This is a genomic window from Streptomyces sp. NPDC041191 (genome assembly GCF_055591945.1).
The window spans coordinates 1-1147 of record NZ_JBVIZC010000029.1 but is presented as its reverse complement, the minus strand read 5'-3'; the positions used below and the strand labels follow the sequence as shown (position 1 = coordinate 1147).

Sequence of the window (1147 nt, the reverse complement as noted above, 5' to 3'; positions counted from 1 at the left end):
CTACTGATCTTTTCGTTAGTTCCGTGGGTGCGCTGGCCTCGTTGGTGGGATCCTGTTGCGGTGTCTTTCAAGCCTTCGCCTGTTGTTCCTCCTTTGACCCGGCCGCAGTTGGCCGAGGCTCGGCGTGTGCGGGCGGCCGAGCTGTTCGATCAGGAACGTTCTGGTGCAGAGATCGCGCGGATGCTGGGTGTCAGCCAGGAGAGTGTGCGGCGGTGGAAGCGGGTCTGGGAGGAAGGCGGCGCGGACGGGTTGCGTCGGCGTCCGGCCACCGGGCGTCCGCCCAAGCTGGACGATGCCCAGGTTGAGCAGGTGCGGACCGCGCTGGAGCAGGGCGCCCAGAAGCATGGTTTCGAGGCCGATCTGTGGACCCTGGAACGGGTCGGCCTGGTGGTCGAGCGGGTGACAGGGGTGACGTTGTCGAGAGCGTCGGTGTGGCGGCTGCTGACCGGCCGGCTCGGATGGAGTCTGCAGCGGCCCGAGCGCCGGGCGGTCGAGCGGGACGAGTCCGAGATCGCCCGCTGGATCGCTCATGAGTGGCCGCGGATCAAAAGGGGGCGGTGAACACACGTGCCTGGATCGTCTTTCTCGACGAGTCAGGCGTGTCGCTGCTGCCGCAGGTCCGCCGCACCTACGCGCCTCGCGGCCGCACGCCTCTCCTGCGGCACCGGCTGAACTGGAAGCGGGCCTCGATGGCCGGTGCCCTCGGTTACCACGCCGCCGACCCGGACCGAGGTCCTCGGTTGTGCTTCCACCTCAAGCCCGGCAGCTACGACACCCCTGCTCTCATCGAGGTCCTGGAGCGGATGAAGGTGTTCTACCGCGGTGAGCGGGTGGTGCTGGTCTGGGACGGGCTGTCGGCTCACTGGAGCCGGGCCATGCGGGCCTGGGCCGCCGAGCAGGACTGGCTCACCCTCGAGCGATTACCGGCTTACGCGCCTGAGCTCAACCCGGTGGAACTGCTGTGGTCCTCGCTCAAGAAGCGTGAACTCGCCAACCTCGCCGGCGACCACCTCGCAGACGTCGCCGACGCCACCGAACAAGGCATCCACAGGATCAACACCAACCCCCAACTGCCCTGGTCCTTCCTCACCCACACCGGCCTCACCCTCCACCCGCCAACCCCACCCAACTAACGAAAAGATCAGTA

Annotated in this window: 2 protein-coding genes; both read left to right on the top strand. The window is 67.2% G+C overall.

Going from position 1 to position 1147, the window contains the following annotated elements; genetic code table 11:
• A partial coding sequence (locus ACZ6AQ_RS28815; RefSeq protein ID WP_468763699.1) for an IS630 family transposase occupies positions 1-561 on the top strand: 561 nt, incomplete at its 5' end.
• Positions 558-1133 (top strand): IS630 family transposase, encoded by a 576-nt coding sequence (locus ACZ6AQ_RS28810; RefSeq protein ID WP_468763697.1) that lies wholly within the window; start codon positions 558-560, stop codon positions 1131-1133. The genes ACZ6AQ_RS28815 and ACZ6AQ_RS28810, both read left to right, overlap by 4 nt.
• Positions 1134-1147: the final 14 nt, after the last annotated feature.